Genomic DNA, 21,646 nt, shown 5'->3' with positions numbered 1-21,646 from the left:
CGCCTTTGCCCACCCTACTGCAGTGTGCCTGTTGAGGCCTCAATCCCTGCTGTTCGGCGTCTGGATTAATCCGCGATTATGCGTCGGGCTGATCAGCACTTCGTTGATGCAGACCCTGGCCGGCATGTTCGCGATGAAGGCAATGGTGCGGCCGAGATCTTCGGGCTGCAGCATCTTCGCCTGCTCGGCTTCGCTCGGCACCACCGGCCGCAGCTTCAGGATCGGCGTCGCCACCTCGCCCGGCATCAGGCAGCAGGCGCGCAGGCCGTTGACGCATTCGTCCATATTGAAGGAATGGGTCAGCGCCAGCACCGCGTGCTTGGTCGTGGTGTAGGCCGGGCCCGGCATCTTCGAGACGTGACGGCCGGCCCAGGATGAGACATTGATGATCGCGCCGTCCTGCTGCTTGCGCATCGTCGGCAGCACGGCGCGCATGCAATAGAGCACGCCGTTGAGATTGACCTGGACCAGCCGATCCCAGCCCTCCAGCTCCATGTCCTGCCAGCTGCGCTTGGGAACATTGATGCCGGCATTGTTGACAAGCAGGTCGATGCGGCCGTGCTTTGCGACGATCTGGTCCGCTGCCGTCTGGGCCGCGGCCGCGTCGGAGACGTCGAGTGCCATGGCCTCGGCTGCCCCACCGGCTTTGATGATGTTCGCCACCACGGCGTCGAGGGCCGACTGCCGCCGGCCGGACACCACCACCATCCAGCCGTCGGCAGCCAGCGCCTCGGCGCCGGCCTCCCCGATCCCGCTGCCACCGCCCGTGACCCAGGCCACGCGTTTCCCGCTTTTTGACATGCAAACTGTCTCCGTTGCTTCATCGGGGCGGTTTTTGCTAATCCAGCCCTCGGTTTTGACCGGCCTCAAGCCGGCGAGGAATGTTGCATGAACCAAGCTGCCAACGCCAACCTGTTTTCCCGCCTGTTCGACGGCCTCGACGATCCGAAGCGGCTCGCGATCGAGACGCATGACGGCGTCCATATCAGCTATGGCGATCTGATCGCGCGCGCGGGCCAGATGGCCAACGTGCTGGTCGGGCGCGGCGTGAAGCCCGGCGACCGCGTCGCGGTGCAGGTGGAGAAGTCGGTCGCCAACATCGTGCTCTATCTCGGCACGGTGCGCGCCGGCGCGGTCTATCTGCCGCTGAACACGGCCTATACGCTCAACGAGCTCGACTACTTCATCGGCGATGCCGAGCCGTCGCTCGTGGTCTGCGATCCCTCCAAGGCGGAAGGGCTTGCGCCGATCGCCGCGAAGGTGAAGGCGAAGGTCGAGACGCTCGGGGCTGACGGCAAGGGCTCGCTGACGGAAGCCGCCGACAGCGCGAGCCGCGAATTCACGACCGTGCGGCGTGAAAGCGACGATCTCGCCGCGATCCTCTACACCTCGGGCACCACCGGCCGCTCCAAGGGCGCGATGCTCAGCCACGACAATCTGGCGTCCAACTCGCTCTCGCTCGTCGATTATTGGCGCTTCACCGACAAGGACGTCCTGATCCACGCGCTGCCGATCTACCACACCCACGGCCTGTTCGTGGCGACCAACGTGACGCTGTTCGCGCGCGCATCGATGATCTTCCTGCCGAAGCTCGATCCGGACCTGATCGTCAAGCTGATGGCGCGCGCGACGGTGCTGATGGGCGTGCCGACCTTCTACACCCGCCTGCTGCAGAACCCCGCGCTGTCGCATGAAACGACGAAGCACATGCGGCTGTTCATCTCGGGCTCGGCACCGCTCCTGGCCGAGACCCACCGCGAATGGTCGGCGCGCACGGGTCATGCCGTGCTCGAGCGCTACGGCATGACCGAAACCAACATGAACACCTCGAACCCCTATGACGGCGAGCGCGTGCCTGGCGCGGTCGGCTTTCCGCTCCCCGGCGTTTCCGTGCGCGTCACCGATCCTGAAACAGGGAAGGAGCTGCCGCGCGACGAAATCGGCATGATCGAGGTGAAGGGTCCCAACGTCTTCAAGGGCTATTGGCGCATGCCGGAGAAGACCGAGGCCGAATTTCGGCCCGATGGCTTCTTCATCACCGGCGATCTCGGCAAGATCGACGCGAAGGGATACGTCCACATTCTCGGCCGCGGCAAGGATCTCGTGATCTCCGGCGGCTTCAACGTCTACCCGAAGGAGATCGAGAGCGAGATCGACGCCATGCCCGGCGTGGTCGAATCCGCCGTGATCGGCGTGCCGCATGCCGATTTCGGCGAGGGCGTCACGGCGGTGCTGGTACGCCAGCCCGGCGCGAGCATCGATGAAGCGGCCGTGCTGAAGGGCCTGGACGGACGCCTCGCGAAATTCAAGATGCCCAAGCGGGTGTTCGTGGTCGACGAGCTGCCGCGCAATACGATGGGCAAGGTGCAGAAGAACGTGCTGCGGGATACGTACAAGGATATCTACGCGAAGAAGTAGGAGCAAACGCTCCGGGGGCGGGGGACATGAAACTCGAGCAGGCGGTCCGGATCAACGAACATCTCCTGGCTGCGTACAAGGAGCTAACCAGGCCCGAATGGCTATTGCCGGGCTTGCCAAGGCTGAGAGGATCGAGCTGGGAGACTGGCTCGACGAGGTCGTCGCTGCTTTAGAGGATGAGTTGCTTCAGCCGATCTACGATCAATATCCGGATCTGGAGCCCCCAAAGGCCGATCGCGAGGAGCCGACAGTCTTTAGTGAGCTCGCGTGGGCTGACGTGCAGCTCCCATCGTCAGTGACCGAACAGCAGCTGGATGAAGTCATCCTCTCGCTTCTGACGGAGCGCTGGAGGAAGACGGCCGCGATAGTGGTTCTTGCGGAGACGCAATTCAAAGAAGCTGGACGGCCAATAACCAGCGAAATGATCGCAGCGCGGTTGAAGGCGCTTTCAGACGCCGATCGCATAGAAGGCATCGGCGACCTCCGGATGTGGCGGCACAGCGAAGTACGATTGAAGGACTAGTTCGCCGCCTCAATCCGGTCGACGTTCACGCCATTCGCTCAGTATATCGCACGCTCTCAGCCCGTCATTGCGAGAAGCGCTTGCGACGAAGTAATCTAGACTGCCGCCGCGGAAAGACTCTGGATTGCTTCGCTGCGCTCGCAATGACGGAGGATGTGGCGGCTACTGTCCGCCCACCAAGCTCAGCACAAACCGGCTGCCGACGATCAACAGATAGCACCCGAACGCCATCTCCAGCGTGCGCTTCGACATCGCGTGCGCGGCCTTCACGCCCAGCGGCGCAGTGACGAGGCTCATCGGCATCACCAGCACGGCGCCGATCAGCGAGACGTAGCCGAGGGTGAACGGGATTTGCAGCGCGGCGACGGCCGGATAGTTCGCCGCTGCGGGCCAGCCGGCATAGATGTAGCCGAGTGCGCCGGGGATGGAGATCAGCACCGCGAGCGCGGACGAGGTCGCGACCGCCTGATGGATGGGACGGCTGTAGAAGGTCATCAGCAGATTCGAGAACAGGCCGCCGCCGATGCCCATCAGGGTCGAGAGGATGCCGACGCAGAAGCCGTAGACGCGCATTAGCGGCCCCTTCGGCAGATCATCGCCGAGCTTCCAGCTCTCGCGCGCGAAGATCAGCCGGACCGCGGCCGACCAGGCGACGGCGACGAACACGATCTTGAACAGCCGCTCCGGCGCGAAGCGCGCGACCACGCTCCCCGAGACGACGCCGATCAGGATCGGCAGCCACCAGACCCGCAGGATCGCCATGTCGACCGCCCCGCGCTTGTAATGTGCCTGGAACGAGCGGATCGAGGTCGGGATGATCACGGCAAGCGAGGTGCCGACGCAGAGCGGCATCCGCACCTCCAGCGGCACGCCGGCGATGCGGAAGCATTCGTAGAACACCGGCACGAGAATCGCGCCGCCGCCGATGCCGAACACGCCGGCGAGGAATCCCGAGAGCGCGCCGGTTGCGATCAGCAGCAGCGCGAGCTCGGCGATGTCCCTGATATCAATACCTGCAATCACCCCAGACCTGCGCGGCGCCCGGTCTGCCCGCCCGATACGCACGTTCGGAGCCGACCGCATCGGCAGCTGTAGGCGATCCGGTTTCGGCGGTCGACACGTCGCGGGGCCCGGCTGGGGTGGAATGCAGGCTGCGCATATCGGCCCGCAGCGCGAGAACCGGTGCACGTGCCCGAGAACCGCAAGGGGGCAACAGCCACGCCGGTTCGCACGCGGCGTCATTCAACGGCAGTTGCGACGACGGGCCCATGGTGGCTTAGAGGCGTTCCAATAGTGATTTCAATGCGCCATAACCTCCTCGCCCAAGAAATGAATTTACGTTCCTGTGCTCCTGGGCGGACCGCTGCGCTGGTATACCAAGACCCTGATTGGTCTTGGTTCATCAAGGCCATAGAGCTGAACCACAGTTCGGTCCATGGCGATTTGGTGATTGCGCGGGCCAAATCGACTCCGTAAATAGAGCCCACCTTTCGCGATCCCCGCGCGCCCCATGCTGGGCCGCAACAAACATCAAAAGCCGCCCATGACCGCACGGATCGAACGACCGCTTTCGCCGCACATCCAAACCTATCGCTGGACGCTGACAATGGCTCTGTCCATCGTCCATCGCGCCACCGGTATCGCCCTCTACGTCGGAACCCTGCTGCTGGTCTGGTGGCTGGTTGCCGCGGCCTCCGGCCCGGCCGCCTATGCCCATGTCCAGGCCTTCTCCAGCAGCATCATCGGCCGGCTCATCGTGTTCGGCTACACCTGGGCCCTGATGCACCATATGCTCAGCGGCATCAGGCATTTCGTCTGGGATCTCGGCTACGGCTTCAAGGCCAATGAGCGTGAGGCGCTGACCTGGGGCGCTCTGATCGGCGGCATCGCGCTGACGGTGCTGATCTGGATCATCGCCTATGCGAACGGAGGCGGCCGATGAGCTTCGACGAATCCCACGGCTCTCCGAAGCGTCCCTCGATGCGCACCCCGCTCGGTCGTGTCCGCAATCTCGGCGCCGCGCATGCCGGTACGTCCGATTTCTGGCGCCAGCGCATCACCGGCGTCGCCATGACGCTTCTGATGATTCCCGCGCTGGTGATCATCATGATGCTGCTCGGCCGCAACCAGGTCTACGCGGCGCAGACCCTGAGCTCCATTCCCGTTGCGGTGATCCTGCTCCTCTTCATCTTCGCCAGCGTCTGGCACATGAAGATCGGCATGCAGGTGGTGATCGAGGACTACGTCCATAACGAGAAGCTGAAGCTCACCGCGATCATGCTCAACAATTTCTTCTCGGTCGCCGTGGCGCTCGCCTCGACCTATGCGATCCTGAAGCTTTCTTCCGGAGTGTAACCCATGGCCGCTGAGACCAATGGCAAGGGCAACGGCGCTCCCGCCACCAACGGAAAAGCCTATCCGATCGAAGACCACACCTACGACGTCGTCGTGGTCGGCGCCGGCGGCGCGGGCCTGCGCGCTGTCGTCGGCTGCAGCGAGGCCGGCCTCCGCACCGCCTGCATCACAAAAGTGTTTCCGACCCGCTCGCACACGGTCGCGGCGCAGGGCGGCATCTCCGCGTCACTCGGCAACATGCACAAGGACGACTGGCGCTGGCACATGTACGACACCGTGAAGGGGTCGGACTGGCTCGGCGACCAGGACGCGATCGAGTACATGGTGCGCAACGCGCCCGACGCGGTCTACGAGCTCGAGCATTGGGGCGTGCCGTTCTCGCGCACCGAGGACGGCAAGATCTACCAGCGTCCGTTCGGCGGCATGACCACCGAGTTCGGCAAGAGCCAGGCACAGCGCACCTGCGCCGCCGCCGACCGCACCGGCCACGCCATGCTGCACACGATGTACGGCCAGTCGCTGCGCCACGCCGCCGAGTTCTTCATCGAGTTCTTCGCCATCGACCTGATCATGGACGACCAGGGCACCTGCCGCGGCGTCATCGCGCTCAAGCTCGACGACGGCACGCTGCATCGCTTCCGCGCCCAGACCGTGATTCTCGCCACCGGCGGCTACGGCCGCGCCTACGCCTCCTGCACCTCGGCGCACACCTGCACCGGTGACGGCGGCGGCATGGTGCTGCGCGCCGGCCTGCCGATGCAGGACATGGAGTTCGTGCAGTTCCACCCGACCGGCATCTACGGCTCGGGCTGTCTCGTCACCGAAGGTGCGCGCGGCGAAGGCGGCTATCTCGTCAACTCCGAGGGCGAGCGCTTCATGGAGCGCTATGCGCCCTCCGCGAAGGATCTCGCCTCGCGCGACGTCGTCTCGCGCGCGATGACCATCGAGATCCGCGAGGGACGCGGCGTCGGCAAGAAGAAGGACCATATCTTCCTGCATCTGGACCATCTCGATCCCGCCGTGCTGGCCGAGCGCCTGCCGGGCATCTCGGAATCGGCGAAGATCTTCGCCAATGTCGACGTGACGCGCGAGCCGATCCCGATCGTGCCGACGGTGCATTACAACATGGGCGGCATCCCCACGAATTATCACGGCGAGGTGCTGACCAAGAAGGATGGCGACGACAACGCGGTGATCCCCGGCCTGATGGCGATCGGCGAAGCCGCCTGCGTCTCCGTGCACGGCGCCAACCGCCTCGGCTCCAACTCGCTGATCGACCTCGTCGTGTTCGGCCGCGCCGCCGCGCTCCGCCTCGCCGAGAAGCTGACGCCGAACGGAAAGCAGCCGGAATTGCCGGCGAACTCGGCCGAGATGGCGCTCGGCCGCCTCGACCACTACCGCTACGCCTCCGGCGGCACGCCGACCGCGAAGCTGCGCGAAGGCATGCAGAATGTGATGCAAACCAATTGCGCGGTATTCCGTACCGGCGAAGTGCTCAGCGAAGGCCAGAACCTGATCGCGAAGGTGCACAGCGGCATCACCGACATCGCCGTCTCCGACCGCTCGCTGGTGTGGAATTCGGACCTCGTCGAGACGCTGGAGTTCGACAATCTGATCTCGCAGGCGGTGGTGACGATGAACTCGGCCGCCAACCGCACCGAGAGCCGCGGCGCGCATGCCCGCGAGGACTTCTCCGAGCGCGACGACAAGAACTGGATGAAGCACACGCTGGCCTGGCTGGACGATGCCGGCAAGGTCAGGATCGAGTATCGCCCGGTTCACAACTACACCATGACCAACGACGTGCAGTACATCCCGCCGAAGGCGCGTGTGTATTGATCATTGCTCGTCATTGCCGGGCTCGACCCGGCAATCCATCCTTTTAAGATGGATGCGCGGGTCGAGCCCGCGCATGACGGAAGAAACCAGAGGCAGGACTTATGGTTGAATTCGCACTTCCGAAGAACTCGAAGATCACCGGCGGCAAGACCTGGCCGAAGCCCGCGGGCGCGACAGAAGTTCGCGAGTTCAAGGTCTATCGCTGGAATCCGGACGACGGCAAGAATCCGAGCGTCGACACCTATTACGTCGACACCCATGATTGCGGTCCGATGGTGCTGGACGGCCTGATCTGGATCAAGAACCACATCGATCCCTCGCTGACCTTCCGCCGCTCCTGCCGCGAAGGGGTCTGCGGCTCCTGCGCGATGAACATCGACGGCCAGAACACGCTGGCCTGCACCAAGTCGATGCACGACGTGAAGGACGGCGCGGTGAAGATCAACCCGCTGCCGCACCAGCCGGTGGTCAAGGACCTCGTCCCCGACCTCACCAATTTCTACGCGCAGTACGCCTCCGTCGAGCCCTGGCTGAAGACGACCTCGCCGACGCCGCAGAAGGAATGGCGCCAGAGCCACGAGGACCGCGAGAAGCTCGACGGCCTCTACGAGTGCATCCTCTGCGCCTGCTGCTCGACCTCCTGCCCGAGCTATTGGTGGAACAGCGAGCGTTATCTCGGCCCCGCCGCACTGCTCCAGGCCAACCGCTGGGTCTCGGATTCCAGGGACGAGGCGACCGGCGAGCGGCTCGACAATCTCGAGGACCCGTTCCGGCTCTACCGCTGCCACACCATCATGAACTGCGCCAAGGCCTGCCCGAAGGGCCTCAACCCGGCCGAAGCCATCGCCGAGCTCAAACTCAAGATGGTCGAACGCCAGATCTGACGCGCCGTGTTGCGTGACACCTGCGATGTGTCACGCCGTGCCCTGCCGATGCTCGGAGGCGCGCTTTTCGGCAAACCGGGTCGGCGCGCTTGCCTTCGAAGTCCCGGGCTCGGCCCGGCGCAATTGGCGGTCGGTCACGCGCAGCTTGATCTCGTCCGAAGCGAGTGCGGCGAGACTGGCGAGGATCTGCTTCTGGGTGTCGTCGAGCGTGCGAGGCCGGGTGTCGATCACGCAAAGTGAGCCGAGCGTGAAGCCATCGGGATCCACCACCGGACAGCCGGCGTAGAACCGAAACCCGAGCTCTCCCAACACAGCCGGATTTTCAGCGAATCGCGGATCGGCCGCAAGGTTCTCGGCCACCATGATATCCTGCTGCAGAATGGTGTAATTGCAGAACGCCCAGCCGCGCGGCGTATCGACCAGGTCGAGCCCGTAGCGCGATTTGAACCATTGCCGGGTCGGGGTGAGCAGCGTCAGCAGCGCGACCGGAGCGTCGAGGCTGCGTGCCGCCAGCCAGGTCAGACGATCGAAGGCATCCTCGGGCGGCGTGTCGACGAGGCCGGAGCGTTCGAGCGCCACAAGGCGCTGGCCCTCGTTGGCCGGAAATGGGAAAGATGGCGGCGTCTCGAACGGGACGGGAGGCTCGACGGCGCCCCGGATCGCGGCCTCGACCGCCTCGGGCAGCGCCGATAATCCATCGATGAACCGTATCATCCCGTTGTCGGACGCCGAGCGGCCGACAACCAGAATCTGCGTGCCTCCGAGCGCCGGATCAGAGCGCAAGCTCTCCAGCAGGGCCGGCCTGCCGGAATCCGATGGTTCGTCTTCGATGACGATGGCCGCCGGGAGCCGGGAGCCGATCGCAAGCAACGCCGCATAGACGTCGGTGTAGCGCTGGACGACACAGTATTTGACCTTCGCGAGCGCCGCTACGTAGTCGGCAATGCGTTCAGCACGCGCAATCAAAATTACCCGCGCAGAAGCAGTCAGCGCCTGAGCCGGGCCGGTGATCTGCGCGAGCACGTCGCGGCGGTAGACGCGTCGATGACCGCCCGGAGTTTTCCAGGAGGGGATCGTCCCGCCTTCGATCAGAAGCTGCGCGGTGCGGATCGAGACCCCCAGAATCTTGGCAGCCTCCGCGGTCGTCAGGATGTCCTTGTCCATTGCGTCCATCTTTGCCGCCGGCCGATTCCGGCCGCGCCTGTTCCCGACCTCACAATGTCGTGCGCCCAGCCCCGTTGACAAGGGGACATTCCCCCTATTTTGATAAATTTGATTGTAATGCTAGATTTGATAAATCTGATAGGCTGGCTACGCGCCGTTTGGCAGATGCGCAGCGCTCATCCCCATCCCTTCAGAAGGAGCAAGCCATGTCCTGACAGCCTAAGCCCCGACCCTCCCCGCGAAGCCGGGCAGCCGTCCTCGCCCAAGCGAAGCCGCGTCGCGATCAAGCCTACAGCACGTCAGCTGCGGGAAAGACGCGATCCGTGACTCGCCCTTTCCCGTCCAGCGTGACAGCCGACAACTCTCTCCCCCTTTCCTCACCCGCGTCCGCCCGGAGCTCGTATTCCGGCCGCGCACAACTGCCTGGAGTCATCTCATGAACGACGTCCTGCCTTCCGATCTGCCGGAGTTTGCCGATCGCGCTTCTGCCAACCAGCGCCAGCTCGGCGCAACTCTGCGCGGCAGCTACGACTTCATCGTCTGCGGCGCGGGCAGCTCGGGCTCGGTGGTCGCCCGCCGCCTCGCCGAAAATCCGTCCGTCACGGTCCTGCTGATCGAAGCGGGGGGCAGCGACGAGGTGCCGACCGTCATGGACCCGGCAGCATGGCCCGGCAATCTCGGCAGCGCGACCGATTGGGGCTTTGTCGCCGAGCCGAATCCGCATCTGAACGGTCGCGCCCTTCCGATGTCGATGGGCAAGGTTGTCGGCGGCGGATCGAGCATCAACGTGATGCTGTGGGCGCGCGGTCACCGCAGCGACTGGGACTTCTTTGCCGAACAAAGCGGCGATGAGACCTGGGGTTACGATTCGGTCTCGCAGATTTTCCGGGAGATCGAGAACTGGCAGGGCACGCCCGATCCACGTCATCGCGGTACCGGCGGTCCGGTTTTCGTGCAGCCGTCACCGGATCCCGGGCCGGCCGCATTGGCGATGCTGGCCGCGGCGAAGGAGATCGGAATTCCGACCTTTGAAAGCCCCAATGGCGAGATGATGGAAGGCGAAGGCGGGTGCGCCATCACTGACATCCTCGTCCGCAACGGCAGGCGCAACTCCATTTTCCGTGCCTATACCTATCCATTTCTCGATCGGCCCAATCTCACGCTGCTGACCGGAACGCAGGTCTCTCGCATCCTGCTCGAGCACGGCAGGGCCGTCGGCGTCGTGGCGGAGCGTGACGGCCGGCCCCTGCGGATCGGCGCGGCCCGGGAAGTTGTGCTCGCGCTCGGGGCGATCCAGACGCCGGCCGTGTTGATGCGCTCCGGCATCGGCGACGAGAACGAGCTCCAAGCGTTTGATATACCGGTGGTCCAGCACCTTCCCGGGGTCGGCCGGAACCTGCAGGATCATGTCTCGTTCGGATGCATTTGGGAGTACCGCGAGCCGATCGCAGCGCGCAACACCGGCAATGCGGCGACGTTGTACTGGAAGTCCCATTCCGCACTCGAATCTCCCGACCTGCTGCTCTGCCAGGTCGAATTTCCAGTGCCGAGCCCCGAGACGGCGGGGCGAGCGCCTGCCCATGGCTGGACGATGTTCGCAGGTCTCGCCTTGCCGAAGAGCCGGGGCCGGGTCAGGCTCCGAAACGCCGACCCGCTTGCAGCACCGCGCATCGAAGCCAACATGCTGTCGCATCCTGACGATCTGAACACGGCGATCACCTGCGTCCACCTCTGCCGCTCTCTCGGCAATACCAGAGCGTTCGAGCCATTGGTGGCGCGCGAGTCAATGCCCGGTCCTCTCGGCGCCGCCGAGATGGAACGCTTCGTGCGCGAGTCCGCGGTGACCTATTGGCACCAGACATGCTCGGCGAAGATGGGACGCGACGCGATGTCCGTGGTCGACAGCAAGCTCAGGGTCTACGGGGTCGACCGGCTTCGCATCGCCGACGGCTCGGTGATGCCGCGGATCACCACGGGCAACACGATGGCGCCGTGCGTCCTCATCGGGGAGAAGGCCGCCCGCTCACTGCGGGAGGAGCACGAGATCTGATCGCCTGTCCGGATCTTGCGATGGATATTGGTGTGGTGGCTCCCCCTCCACATCCCCACGCCAATCTGCAGCCCCTCGATCGAAGAGGCGAGGGGCTGCAGTCGGCAGGCGTGAAGCTGCAGCCTCATTACGATGCGAGAAGAGCGTCTGCACAATTTCGAAGTCGGTTCCCGCACGTCCCTTTGCTACCGGCGAATGCCCGCCGGACCCGCGGTCGAACCGAGTAGGACATTCCAAGATCTGCGTGAATTCGAGCAAAATTCTTCATACCACGGATACACCTGACTACATGACATTACAACCACTGGTTATCATCACAAGCTACTTCCTTCCCGGCACGAAATTCAGCTAAGTTTCGGTCAGGGACGGAGCGACTGTGCAGAGGGTGCAACGCAACTCGCTGAGGCTGTTGCAGTGGATGATGGCGGCATCCCTGGCGCTGCCGATTGCGCTGTTCGCCGTCGCCGCCGCGATCTCCTACTCCTCGACCAAGGATACCGCCGACCGCGAGATCGAGCGCACGGTCGACGTCGCACATGAGCACGCGCTCAAGGTGTTCGAGACCATCGACCGCAGTCTCGCCGAGCTCAACGAGGTCGTGCGCGGCCTGCCCGACGGCATCATCCGCGACCGGGAGCCGACGCTGCATCGCCGGCTGAAGCGGCTGACCGATTCGCTGCCGCAGCTCAAATCGGCCTGGATCTTCGACGCGAACGGAAAGGCGCTGGTCAATAGTCTCGTCTCGCCGCCGCCGGACCTGGGCTTTGCCGACCGCGATTACTTCTATGCCCATGTCGACCAGAGCATCGGCTCGTTCATCGGCACGGCCCTGACGCCGAGACCGCCCTATCAGGGCGCTCGCTTCTTCGGCGTCAGCCGCCGCCGCGAGTCCGACGACGGCCGCTTCATCGGCGTGATCCAGGCCTCCGTGCTGCCGGAATATTTCGAAAGCTTCTACGCCAGGATCGGCACCGATGCCGGCAGCTTCTTCGCGATGGGACGCGCCGACGGCGCAATGCTCGCGCATTTCCCCCGGCTCGACCAAGAGCTTCGACTCGATCCGACCGGACCGGTGGGCCAGAAGATCGCGACCCAGCCCGTACACGGCCTCATCACGGTGGCCTGGCCCTCGGACGGGATCGAGCGGCGCATCGCCTACCGGCGCGTCGCCGAATATCCGATCTATGTCAGCGCGGGGCTGGAGACCTCGGCGATCCGCGCACGCTGGCTCGCCACCATGGGTCAGCATCTGGTGTTCGGCATTCCCGCCACCGCGCTGCTGTTCCTGCTGCTGGCGCTCGCCCTGCGGCGCACCCAGCACCTTCAGGCCGAAGCTGCAAAACGGCGCGAGGCCGAGGAGGCACTCAAGCACAGCCAGCGCCTGGAAGCGCTCGGCCAGCTCACCGGCGGCGTCGCGCACGACTTCAACAATCTCCTGACGGTGATCCGTGCTTCGGTCGATCTGTTGAACCGTCCGCAGCTGCCGGAGGAGCGGCGACAGCGCTACATCACGGCCATTGCGGATTCGGTGGCGCGTGCGGCCAAGCTGACCTCGCAGCTGCTTGCCTTTGCGCGGCGCCAGACCCTCAAGCCGGAGGTGTTCGACGCCGGTGCACGGGTGCAGAGGCTGCACGACATGCTCGCCACGCTGCTGGGTCCCGCGATCGAGATCGTCATGCAGCTGCCGGCGGAGCCGTGCCTCGTCAATGCCGATGCCAGCCAGTTCGAGACGGCGCTGATCAACATGGCGACCAATGCGCGCGATGCCATGCAGGGCCAAGGACGCATCGTCTTCAAGGTCGAGGCCACGACCACCGTTCCGGACACGCTGGCGCCGCTTTCGACTGGCCCGGGCATGACAGGCCACGGCTTCGTCCGCGTCACCGTCAGCGACACCGGTGTCGGCATTCCCGCCGCGCGCCTCGGGCGCATCTTCGAGCCGTTCTTCACCACCAAGCAGGTCGGCCATGGCACCGGTCTCGGCCTGTCCCAGGTGTTCGGCTTCGCCCGACAGTCCGGCGGCGAAGTGACCGTGACGAGCGAGGTGGGGCACGGCAGCACCTTCTCGCTCTATCTGCCGCGCGTGCCGCCGGACCTGCTGCCGCAGCGCCAGGCCCCCAACATGGCGCCGGCCGTGGCCGGCAGCGGCATGTCGGTGCTGGTGGTCGAGGACAACATCGAGCTGGCCAATTTTGCCGCGGATGGCCTGACCGAGCTCGGCTACAGCATCACTCTGGTCGACAATGCAACCGACGCGCTCGCCGAGCTCGCCGTGGACGCGGACCGCTTCGATGTCGTGTTCTCGGACGTGGTGATGCCCGGGATGAGTGGGCTCGATCTGGCGCAGGTGATCCGCGACCGCGGCATTGGCGTGCCGGTCGTGCTGACCACCGGATACAGCCAGGCCCTGTCGCAGGAGGGGACTGGAGGCTGCGACCTCGTGCAAAAGCCCTATTCGATCGAGGAATTGTCGCGCGTTCTGCATCGGGCGGCGCGGATCAGGCGCGTCAGGGATGGCGCCGCCGAATAGCGGCCGCGGCAACGGGGGAACCGGGCGAGTTCCCTTCGCGTTGTCCGCTCATGCACGAGCCGGCCGCGACGCGCGAACAGGGCAAGAAGCCGCCCATCATCGATATCCAGGGCGAGAACGGCGACGACGTGACACCGCCGCCGCCCGAGCTGGTCGAACCCGATCCCGAATTGTCAGCCGAGGAAGCCGAGCAGGTCCGCAAGGATTATCTCTTGACGCGGTTCTGGATCAGCGCCCGCGGTTTCTGGGGCCGCAACGGCGACCGCCTCGCCTGGCCGTTCTCGATCGGTCTCGGCCTGCTGATCGTGCTGACCGTCGGCTTCCAATACGGCATCAATGTCTGGAATCGCGCGATCTTCGACGCCATCGAGAAGCGCGATGCGGCGAGCGTCTTCCATCTCACCGCGATGTTCTTCCCGCTCGCGATCGGCAGCATCGTGCTCGCAGTCGTGCAGGTGTTCGCGCGCATGGGCATCCAGCGGCGCTGGCGGGCCTGGCTCACCGCGAGCGTGCTGACACGGTGGCTCAAGAACGGGCGTTACTATCAGCTCAATCTGGTCGGCGGCGATCACCAGAATCCGGAATACCGGATCGCGGAGGATCTGCGGATTGCTACCGACTCCCCCGTCGACTTCCTGGCCGGCGTCACCTCCGCGCTGCTGTCGGCCGTCACCTTCATCGTCGTGCTCTGGACCATCGGCGGGGCACTTACCGTCACGCTCGGCGGCTCGTCGGTGACCATTCCCGGCTTCCTCGTGATCGCCGCGATGCTGTACGCCGCGATCGCCTCCAGCTCGATCCTGGTGATCGGCCGCCGCTTCGTGCAGGTCTCCGAGGACAAGAACCAGGCGGAAGCCGACTTCCGCTACACCCTGACGCGGGTGCGCGAGAACGGCGAGAGCATCGCCCTGCTCGGCGGCGAGGAGGAGGAGCGCGACGGCATCGATCGCAACTTCACGAACGTGCTGCGGCAATGGGCGGGGCTCGCCGGCCAGCACATGCGCACCACGCTGGTGTCGCACGGATCGAGCCTCGTTGCGCCGGTTGTGCCGCTTCTGCTCTGCGCGCCAAAATTCCTCGACGGCAGCATGACGCTCGGGCAGGTGATGCAGGCCGCATCTGCCTTCACCATCGTGCAGAGCGCGTTCGGCTGGCTGGTCGACAATTATCCGCGGCTCGCCGACTGGAACGCCTGTGCGCGCCGCATCGCCTCGCTGATGATGTCGCTGGACGGCCTCGAGCGCGCCGAGCAGGGCGACGGCCTCGGCCGCATCAAGCGCGGCGAGACCGGCAACGAGGCCATGCTGGAGCTGAAGGATCTCTCGGTCACGCTCGATGACGGCACCGCCGTGGTCGGTGAGACCGAAGTGGTGATCGAGCCCGGCGAACGGCTCCTGGTCGCCGGCGAATCCGGCACCGGCAAGAGCACGCTGGTGCGCGCCATCGCCGGCCTCTGGCCATGGGGCGGCGGCAGCGTGAATTTCCATGCCGATCGGCGGCTGTTCATGCTGCCGCAGCGGCCCTATGTGCCCTCCGGCTCCCTGAGGCGGGCGGTCGCCTATCCCGGCGCGGCCGACCACTGGACTTTGGACGAGATCGGCGAAGCCCTGCACAAGGTCGGCCTCGATCATCTCAAGGAAAAGATCGAGGAGGAAGCACCGTGGGACCAGACCTTGTCTGGCGGCGAGAAGCAGCGCCTCGCCTTCGCGCGGCTCCTGCTGCACAACCCCGACATTGTCGTGCTCGATGAGGCGACCTCGGCGCTCGACGAGAAGAGCCAGGACAAGATGATGAAGATGATCACGGAGGAACTGCCGAAGGCGACCATCGTCAGCGTCGCGCATCGCGCCGAGCTGGAGGCTTTCCACAGCCGCAAGATCGTGCTGGAGCGGCGCAAGGGCGGCGCCAGGCTCGTCAGCGATATCGACCTGATTCCGCGCAAGGGCAAGCGCAGATTGCTCGGGCGGTTTCTGCGGCAACGCAAGGTCCCGAAGAAAGCCGCGTGAGGCACTGTCGTCCCGGACAAGCGCGCTTGTCCGCCACGACACCGAAATTGTGGCCCCCATCAAAACCGGCTATGCATGCGGCGCCTGCAAAGAGGATCTGCTGCTTGACGTCCGACAATGCACCTTCGTCCGCGCCGTTCGGCGCATTCGCGCCCAATGCGGCGCAGGCCGCAATCATTCGCCTCGCGCAAGCGTCAGGGCTGAAGCGCGGCGCGTTCCGGCCCTGGATGTCGCGGCTGGTCAACCTGCTGCGCAGAGGCCCTGTCGACGTGCAATATCAGGGCGCCTCGTTCCGCTTCCATCACCAGGGCAGCGCGACCGAGCGCGGCGCGCTGTTCAATCCCGACTACAATCTCGACGAGCTCGACTTCCTGCGCCAGCACACGCCCGCGGGCGGCACGTTCGTCGACGTCGGTGCCAATGTCGGCACGTTTGCATTGGTGATGGCGCGGCAGGTCGGTCCAACAGGAACAGTGGTGGCGATCGAGCCGCATCCGCTGACATTCGCACGGCTCGCCTTCAACCACGCCGCGTCGAAGACGCCGCAGGTGCGCCTGGTGCAGGCCGCCGCGGGCGAGCGCGACGGCGAGCTGATGATCGAGAGCGGCGGCGGCAATCTCGGCGCCACCCACGTCGTCACCGGCACGGCCAGTGCCGAGGCCATCAAGGTGCCGTCGCTGCGCCTGATGCGCATCCTGGAGGAGTCCGGCGTCGGGCAGGTCGATTCGCTCAAGATCGACGTCGAGGGCTTTGAGGACCGCGTGCTGATCGGCTTCTTCCGCGACGCGCCGCAATCGCTCTGGCCGCGCGCGGTGGTGATCGAGCATCTGTCACAAAACGAATGGCAGCAGGATTGTATTGCCGACATGGTCGGGCGCGGCTTTACGATCGTGCGCAAGACACGAAGCAATACGTTTCTGTCCCGCTGACAGGGGCGAACAAGGGAGGTTAGCGATGATCGACCATTTGGGCTTGTCCGTCTCCGACTATGAGCGCGCGAAAACGTTCTACGCCAGAGCACTGGCTCCGCTCGATTACAGCCTGATCATGGAAGTGACGGAAGAGCAGACCGGTCACGCCGCAGCAGCCGGCTTCGGAGCCGACGGCAAGCCGGATTTCTGGATCGACGGGAAAGGTGCGATGAACAAGCCGGTGCATGTCGCCATCGCAGCCAAGGACCGCGCCACGGTCGATGCCTTCTACAAGGCCGCGATGGCGGCCGGCGGCCGCGACAACGGCCCGCCCGGCATCCGCCCGCATTATCACGCGAACTATTACGGCGCCTTCGTGCTCGACCCCGACGGCCACAATATCGAAGCGGTCTGCCACGCGCCGGAATAAACCGGGCTTCGAAGCGATGTGACGCGGAACATCGGCGCTGCATCGTCGTTGTCGTTCTCTGGACAACGATCCCGATGGTGCCGATGCCGATTGAACCGCCCGAGATTCCGCCCTCGACGCCCGGTACGCCGACTGAGCCACCGCCCGGAATCCCGCCCGGCAATCCGCAGCCCGAAATCACGCCGCCGGTGCGCGAGCCCGGCTCGCCGCCGCGGCCCGACGAATTGCCGGGTCGCATGCCTGAAGAGATTCCATCGCGCGGCCCGAATGGACCGCTCACGCCCAATCCTGCGACGGATGCAATTCCATCGCGAGATCACGCGTGAAAGGGCCAATCAGTGTAAGGCGATTGCAACCGGCGTCTGAATGCGCAATGAACGTTGCCATAGTGAGATGATTTGCGTGCAGAAATAAATCGGGCCGCGGTTGCAACGCCCGCCACATTGCGGCCTAACGCGTAGCCGTTCATCGCAACACTTCGACAAAGAACCTTCCGGGGAAGTTCACCACCATGACCAACGTTCGTTTCGTGCTGCTTGCGACGACGGCTCTGACCGCGATGCAATTGGCCAACACCGCATCGCATGCGCAAGACGCCGCGCCGTTCGTCGTCGCGCAGGCCCAGCCGCAAGACACGGGCCCTGACGGAAGACCGAAGCAGCCGCCGAAGGGACCGCCGGGCGCGGCGCCGCCTGCAGCACCCGCACGCCCCGCGGCTCCGCCGCCCGCGGCAGCACCGCCTCATCCGCCTGCAGCTCCCCGCCGGCAGCCGCCCCGCCGCGTCCGGCAGCGCCGCCTCCGCCTCCCCTGCCGACCGCCCGGCAACCTCCGCGACCCCCGCTACCCCCTGCAGCCCGTCCGGCGCCTCCGCGCCCCCGCCGCCGCCTGCTGCTCCGAAGCAGCCTTCGCCGCCGCCGGCCGCGGCCCCACAGCAGCACGCCCCGACACCGCCACCGCCGCCTCCTGCCGCGCGTCCCGCTGCCCCGCCGCCGCCTGCGGCTCGACCGACTCCACCCCCTCCGCCGCCCCCTCCCGCAGCGGCTCCGCCGGCCCGGCCGACACCTGCGCCTGCGCCGACGGCAACACCGCCTGCTCCGACAGCCGCGCCCCCGGCCCGCCCCGGCGCGCCTACGCCGGCAGTCACGCCGGCTCCAACGGCGACACCAACGCCGGCTCCAGGCAGCACGCCCGGCGCACCGCCGGCTGGTCGCCCCGGCGCACCTCCGCCCGGCGTACGTCCTGGCGCGCCGCCGCCGGCGGGATCACCCGCGCCCGGCGCAACGCCCGCTCCAACGGCGACGCCCGCGCCCGGCAGCACGCCGCCCCCTCCGCCGCCCGGACGTCCGGGATCGGCAGCACCCGCGCCCGGCGCAACTCCGGCCCCGACGGCAACGCCAGCCCCAGGACAGCAGGGTGGAACGCCCCCTGCCAGCGCGCCCGCCGCCGGGGCTCCGGCTGCGCCGCCGCAGGCTGGTGCCCCTGCTCGACCGCCAGCGCCTCCCGCTGGCGCCGCGGCTCCGACCGTGGTGCCCGGCACGCCCGCCGCAGCGCCGCCGCCCGACAGGGCACAATACAGACCGCCGACGGTCGCGCCGGCCTTCCGCGCCGCGCCGACGGTCGCAGCGCCCTTGCCGCCGCCGCCGCGTCCGCAACAGCGCGACTTGACGCCGCTCGCGATCGGCGCGGGCGTGGTGGCCGGCGCCGTGATCGGCGCCACCATCGCGGACATCCACAACCAGCGCCGCGAGGTGGTCGAAGGCGGCCGCACCATCTACACCGAGCCGGACCGCATCATCATCCGCGATCCGGGCGGGCAGGCCTATGTCCGCGGCAACGATCTCTATCGCTTCCGCTACGGCGCGCGCGACATCCGCACCGACACCGTCGGCGGCGAAACCCGCACCGTCGTGATCCGTCCCGATGGCAGCGAGATCATCACCGTCGTCGGCGCCGATGGCCGGCTGCTGCGGCGCATCCGCAGGGACCCCCGCGGGCGTGAAATCGTCATCATCGACAACAGCTACCGCGATCCGCGTGCCGTCGGCGGCTTCTATGTGGACCTGCCGCCGCCGGTCGTGAACATCCCCTATGATCGCTACATCGTCAGCGCTGAGGACGCATCGCCGGACGTGATCTACGCGACCATGCAGGCACCGCCGGTGCAACGGATCGATCGGCGCTACTCGCTCGACGAGATCCGCTACAGCCCGAATGTTCGCATGCAGATGCCGAGCATCGACGTCAACACGATCACCTTCGAGACGGGATCGTGGACCATTCCGCCGGATCAGGCGGCGCGGCTGCAAGTGATCGCCGAGGGCATCAACCAGGCGCTCCAGGCCAACCCGCAGGAGGTGTTCCTGATCGAGGGCCACACCGATGCGGTCGGCAACGAGGTCGACAATCTGTCGCTGTCGGACCGCCGCGCGCAGGCCGCAGCCGAATTGCTGACGCAGCAATTCGGTGTGCCCGCGGAGAACCTGACGTCGCAGGGCTATGGCGAGCAATATCTGAAGGAGCAGACGCAAGGCCCGAGCCTGATCAACCGGCGCGTCACCGTCCGCCGCATCACGCCGCTGCTCAACGGCGGCCAGGCCAGCGCGGCGCCTCCGCCGCGCCAGTAAGACCTTTCGCAGAAAGAAAATGGCCGGGATCGCTCCCGGCCATTTTTGTTTGGCAGGTGTCGCAGCTATTGCGCGGCGGCAAGCCCGAGCGCGTCGGCTATGACGCGAAACACTTCGGTATTGTCCATCGAGCCCTGCACGCGCTCGCTGCCCGGTCCGGTCGCGGTCAGGATGACGTCCTCGCCCGAATGCACGCTGGCGCCGACCAGCGCCGACAGATTGCCCGGCCGCAGCACCGCACCCGGCACATCCTTGTATTTGTCGTTGGCCTTGAAGGTGCCGTCGTCGCCGGCCTTGACGGTCGGCTCGTTGGGATTGTCGAGCTTCGGGCGAAACGTCTCGTAATGATCCGGCAGGCTGGCCGAGAAGATCGCGAGCCGGCGGCTCACGTCGATTCGTGACGGATAGCCTTCCGCGTCCGGCGCCGGATAATTGGGAAATCCAGCTTTGTCGTAGACGCCGACGCGCTCGCGCAAGGGAACGTTGGGCGTGGTGCCCATGTCGTCATTCACCGTGCCGACGAGACTGTTCGGATGATTGTGGTCCGCCGCCACCAGGATGAGGGTGTCGTCGCCGCGCGCACGTGCCCATTCGCGCGTCTGGCGCACCGCGTTGTCGAGCATGATCGTGTCGTAGACGGCGCGCTCCATATCGAGGACATGCGCATATTTGTCGATCAGTCCGGATTCGACCATCAGGAAGAAGCCGCTCTCGTTCTTGGAGAGCACGTTCAGCGCCGCCTTGACCTGCTCGGTCAGATCAGGCTGCTCGGGGAATTTCTTGACGCCGCCGCCTTTCAGGAATTTGCGGTCGAGCACGCCGTCCATGTTGCCGGTGGCGAACAGGCCGAGCAGCCGGCTGGTCTCCTGTTTTGCGGCTGAGGCGTTGAGCTCGCCCGCGGTGGTCGCCACCTGATAGCCGGCATCGCGAAACTTCGCGATGTAGTCGGTCTCGTCCTTGCGCTTGGAGCCGGCGGCCGACTTCGGCAGAAAATTCGCGCTGCCGCCGCCCATCAGCACATCCGGCTTCTCCGCAAAGTACTGATCGACGATGTCGTCATAGGCGGCACGCCGGCGGGTGTGCGCGACCATCGCCGCCGGCGTCGCGTCTTCGATCTCGGTGTTGGTGACGATGCCGATCGCCATGCCGAGCTGTCTTTTGGCGAGGCTGGCGATAGTTTCGACCTTGGGATCGTCGAACGGGCTCGCGGTGCGGTCGGCGTAGACGCCGAGGGCGTTGACGGCGCTCTTGTGCCCGGTCGCGTAGGCGCTCGCCGAGTTCGCGGAATCGGTGATGATCGAGTCCGAGCCGGCGGTTGCCACCAGCGCCATATGGGGCATGTCGTCGATGGCGAGCTTGCCGCGGCTCTTGCCTTCCGAGATGCCCTTGGACAGGATCCGCGCGGCGACCCGATGCGCCGGCGACATGCCGTCGCCGATGAACAGGATGACGTTCTTCGCCTTGCGCGGGCCGGTGTCGTAAACCGTCCATGTGACGCTGCGCTGGCGCGTGCTGTCGCTCACGTCGACGCTTACGCTGCCCGGCTTGGTCAGCGTGACGTCGCGCAGGATCAGGGCCGACTGCTCCTTGCCGTCCTCGCGCTCGACGAAGGTTCCGGAGCCGCCGAACGCGGCCGCGTAATCCGCGCCGTTCACCGTCACTTTCAGCTTGGCGGGATCGACCAGCCCGGGGAGCTCGACCTTGAAGTCGAACTTGGCCCCAGCGAGGATCTCGGCACGATCGATCGGATAGATCGTCTGCGCCGACAACGACGATGTCCAACAGAGGACGATGAGAGAGGCGAATGCCGACCTCTTGGCCATATTCGATGCTCCGCGATCCGGTTTCCGACAGGAACCGCAAGCGTAGCGATCGAAAATGACACGGTCATTAAGTCACGTGTTGCCCCGCC

General features: G+C 65.8%; 17 protein-coding genes. 13 read left to right on the top strand and 4 right to left on the bottom strand.

The window, feature by feature from the left end; genetic code table 11:
• Positions 1-39 precede the first annotated feature (39 nt).
• A complete protein-coding gene (locus tag BDOA9_RS06725; RefSeq protein WP_025033174.1) occupies positions 40-801 on the bottom strand; it encodes an SDR family oxidoreductase in 762 nt (253 codons plus the stop codon).
• Positions 802-888: 87 nt separating this feature from the next.
• Between BDOA9_RS06725 and BDOA9_RS06720 the strand changes: the two genes are divergently transcribed.
• Both BDOA9_RS06720 and BDOA9_RS06715 read left to right on the top strand, forming a co-directional pair.
• Complete coding sequence (locus BDOA9_RS06720; protein ID WP_025033173.1) at positions 889-2,418, top strand: malonate--CoA ligase; 1,530 nt, start codon at positions 889-891, stop codon at positions 2,416-2,418.
• 97 nt (positions 2,419-2,515) lie between these two features.
• The gene (locus BDOA9_RS06715) at positions 2,516-2,941 is read left to right on the top strand and encodes a DUF3658 domain-containing protein (protein ID WP_025033172.1); all 426 of its coding nucleotides are present in this window, start codon (positions 2,516-2,518) and stop codon (positions 2,939-2,941) included.
• A gap of 162 nt (positions 2,942-3,103) precedes the next feature.
• Here the strand turns inward: BDOA9_RS06715 and BDOA9_RS06710 are convergent, their stop codons facing one another.
• Positions 3,104-3,964 (bottom strand): sulfite exporter TauE/SafE family protein, encoded by an 861-nt coding sequence (locus tag BDOA9_RS06710; protein ID WP_025033171.1) that lies wholly within the window; start codon positions 3,962-3,964, stop codon positions 3,104-3,106.
• Between the two features lie 520 nt (positions 3,965-4,484).
• On the opposite strand from BDOA9_RS06710, the gene sdhC reads away from it, so the two are divergent.
• The 4 genes from sdhC to BDOA9_RS06690 all read left to right on the top strand — a co-directional run bounded on the left by sdhC (position 4,485) and on the right by BDOA9_RS06690 (position 8,019).
• On the top strand, positions 4,485-4,883 hold the full coding sequence (gene sdhC / locus BDOA9_RS06705) for a succinate dehydrogenase, cytochrome b556 subunit (RefSeq protein WP_025033170.1): 399 nt from the start codon (positions 4,485-4,487) through the stop codon (positions 4,881-4,883).
• Positions 4,880-5,296 (top strand): succinate dehydrogenase, hydrophobic membrane anchor protein, encoded by a 417-nt coding sequence (gene sdhD, locus BDOA9_RS06700; RefSeq protein ID WP_025033169.1) that lies wholly within the window; start codon positions 4,880-4,882, stop codon positions 5,294-5,296. The genes sdhC and sdhD overlap by 4 nt, the downstream gene beginning before the upstream one ends.
• A gap of 3 nt (positions 5,297-5,299) precedes the next feature.
• Positions 5,300-7,135: a succinate dehydrogenase flavoprotein subunit gene (sdhA, locus tag BDOA9_RS06695; protein WP_025033168.1), complete on the top strand. Its 1,836-nt coding sequence runs from the start codon at positions 5,300-5,302 to the stop codon at positions 7,133-7,135.
• A 101-nt stretch (positions 7,136-7,236) separates the two neighbouring features.
• Positions 7,237-8,019: a succinate dehydrogenase iron-sulfur subunit gene (locus tag BDOA9_RS06690; RefSeq protein ID WP_025033167.1), complete on the top strand. Its 783-nt coding sequence runs from the start codon at positions 7,237-7,239 to the stop codon at positions 8,017-8,019.
• Between the two features lie 30 nt (positions 8,020-8,049).
• Here the strand turns inward: BDOA9_RS06690 and BDOA9_RS06685 are convergent, their stop codons facing one another.
• A complete protein-coding gene (locus tag BDOA9_RS06685; protein WP_025033166.1) occupies positions 8,050-9,183 on the bottom strand; it encodes a GAF domain-containing protein in 1,134 nt (377 codons plus the stop codon).
• 436 nt (positions 9,184-9,619) lie between these two features.
• Here BDOA9_RS06685 and BDOA9_RS06680 point away from each other — a divergent pair, with 436 nt between their 5' ends.
• The 7 genes from BDOA9_RS06680 (at position 9,620) to BDOA9_RS40010 (ending at position 19,734) form a co-directional block, all read left to right on the top strand.
• Entirely contained in the window at positions 9,620-11,233 is a 1,614-nt protein-coding gene (locus BDOA9_RS06680; protein WP_025033165.1) for a GMC family oxidoreductase, read from the top strand.
• A gap of 376 nt (positions 11,234-11,609) precedes the next feature.
• Positions 11,610-13,763 carry a hybrid sensor histidine kinase/response regulator gene (locus BDOA9_RS06675; RefSeq protein ID WP_025033164.1) on the top strand — a complete coding sequence of 718 codons (2,154 nt, stop codon included), beginning with the start codon at positions 11,610-11,612 and terminating at the stop codon, positions 13,761-13,763.
• A 50-nt stretch (positions 13,764-13,813) separates the two neighbouring features.
• On the top strand, positions 13,814-15,769 hold the full coding sequence (locus tag BDOA9_RS06670) for an ABC transporter ATP-binding protein/permease (protein ID WP_025033163.1): 1,956 nt from the start codon (positions 13,814-13,816) through the stop codon (positions 15,767-15,769).
• A 104-nt stretch (positions 15,770-15,873) separates the two neighbouring features.
• Entirely contained in the window at positions 15,874-16,698 is an 825-nt protein-coding gene (locus BDOA9_RS06665; RefSeq protein ID WP_025033162.1) for an FkbM family methyltransferase, read from the top strand.
• A 25-nt stretch (positions 16,699-16,723) separates the two neighbouring features.
• Entirely contained in the window at positions 16,724-17,110 is a 387-nt protein-coding gene (locus BDOA9_RS06660) for a VOC family protein (protein WP_025033161.1), read from the top strand.
• Between the two features lie 83 nt (positions 17,111-17,193).
• A complete protein-coding gene (locus BDOA9_RS39375) occupies positions 17,194-17,436 on the top strand; it encodes a hypothetical protein (protein ID WP_025033160.1) in 243 nt (80 codons plus the stop codon).
• 1,200 nt (positions 17,437-18,636) lie between these two features.
• Positions 18,637-19,734, top strand: a complete 1,098-nt coding sequence (locus BDOA9_RS40010) for an OmpA family protein (protein ID WP_244521575.1) — start codon at positions 18,637-18,639, stop codon at positions 19,732-19,734.
• A gap of 65 nt (positions 19,735-19,799) precedes the next feature.
• Here BDOA9_RS40010 and BDOA9_RS06635 read toward each other — a convergent pair whose 3' ends face one another.
• Positions 19,800-21,557, bottom strand: a complete 1,758-nt coding sequence (locus tag BDOA9_RS06635; protein ID WP_025033159.1) for an alkaline phosphatase — start codon at positions 21,555-21,557, stop codon at positions 19,800-19,802.
• Positions 21,558-21,646 lie beyond the last annotated feature (89 nt).

It is taken from the genome of Bradyrhizobium sp. DOA9, assembly GCF_000617845.2.
Taxonomy (GTDB): Bacteria; Pseudomonadota; Alphaproteobacteria; order Rhizobiales; family Xanthobacteraceae; genus Bradyrhizobium.
Note: the sequence above shows the minus strand (reverse complement) of the source record. Positions and strands in the feature narration are given on the sequence as shown.

Excerpts from the sequence above, each read along its gene's own strand:
- BDOA9_RS06670 (WP_025033163.1), top strand. The coding sequence starts at position 13,814 with ATGCACGAGCCGGCCGCGACGCGCGAACAGGGCAAGAAGCCGCCCATC.
- sdhC (WP_025033170.1), top strand. The coding sequence starts at position 4,485 with ATGACCGCACGGATCGAACGACCGCTTTCGCCGCACATCCAAACCTAT.
- BDOA9_RS06725 (WP_025033174.1), bottom strand. The coding sequence starts at position 801 with ATGTCAAAAAGCGGGAAACGCGTGGCCTGGGTCACGGGCGGTGGCAGC.
- BDOA9_RS06660 (WP_025033161.1), top strand. The coding sequence starts at position 16,724 with ATGATCGACCATTTGGGCTTGTCCGTCTCCGACTATGAGCGCGCGAAA.
- sdhD (WP_025033169.1), top strand. The coding sequence starts at position 4,880 with ATGAGCTTCGACGAATCCCACGGCTCTCCGAAGCGTCCCTCGATGCGC.
- BDOA9_RS06685 (WP_025033166.1), bottom strand. The coding sequence starts at position 9,183 with ATGGACAAGGACATCCTGACGACCGCGGAGGCTGCCAAGATTCTGGGG.
- BDOA9_RS39375 (WP_025033160.1), top strand. The coding sequence starts at position 17,194 with ATGCCGATTGAACCGCCCGAGATTCCGCCCTCGACGCCCGGTACGCCG.
- BDOA9_RS06635 (WP_025033159.1), bottom strand. The coding sequence starts at position 21,557 with ATGGCCAAGAGGTCGGCATTCGCCTCTCTCATCGTCCTCTGTTGGACA.
- BDOA9_RS06690 (WP_025033167.1), top strand. The coding sequence starts at position 7,237 with ATGGTTGAATTCGCACTTCCGAAGAACTCGAAGATCACCGGCGGCAAG.
- BDOA9_RS06720 (WP_025033173.1), top strand. The coding sequence starts at position 889 with ATGAACCAAGCTGCCAACGCCAACCTGTTTTCCCGCCTGTTCGACGGC.
- BDOA9_RS06715 (WP_025033172.1), top strand. The coding sequence starts at position 2,516 with ATGGCTATTGCCGGGCTTGCCAAGGCTGAGAGGATCGAGCTGGGAGAC.
- sdhA (WP_025033168.1), top strand. The coding sequence starts at position 5,300 with ATGGCCGCTGAGACCAATGGCAAGGGCAACGGCGCTCCCGCCACCAAC.
- BDOA9_RS06680 (WP_025033165.1), top strand. The coding sequence starts at position 9,620 with ATGAACGACGTCCTGCCTTCCGATCTGCCGGAGTTTGCCGATCGCGCT.